Here is a 255-nt window from a genome sequence, read left to right as displayed (position 1 = left end):
GCAGCCGATCGCGGACGGACCCCCCTCCGCCCCGTGGCCGCGGACCTCGTCGCCCGCCGACCCCAGGAGACCACGTGCTCGCCCGTCTGCTGATGCGCTACCTGCGCCCCTACCGCTGGCTGCTGCCCGGCGTGCTGGTCTTCCAGCTCTGCTCGGCGCTCGCCATGCTCTACCTGCCCAACCTGTACGCCCGCATCATCGACGAGGGCGTGGCCCAGGGCGACACCGCGTTCATCTGGCGCGCGGGCGGCTACA

Annotated in this window: 1 pseudogene; it reads left to right on the top strand. The window is 72.9% G+C overall.

The annotated features are described in order from the left end of the window. Positions 1–74: 74 nt before the first annotated feature. A pseudogene (locus KVT14_RS20650) lies at positions 75–255 on the top strand (ABC transporter ATP-binding protein); the annotation flags it as partial.

Source organism: Cellulomonas sp. GbtcB1, assembly GCF_019091725.1.
Lineage (GTDB): Bacteria > Actinomycetota > Actinomycetes > Actinomycetales > Cellulomonadaceae > Cellulomonas.
The sequence above is the reverse complement of the archived record's forward strand: the minus strand, read 5'-3'. Positions and strand labels throughout refer to the sequence as shown.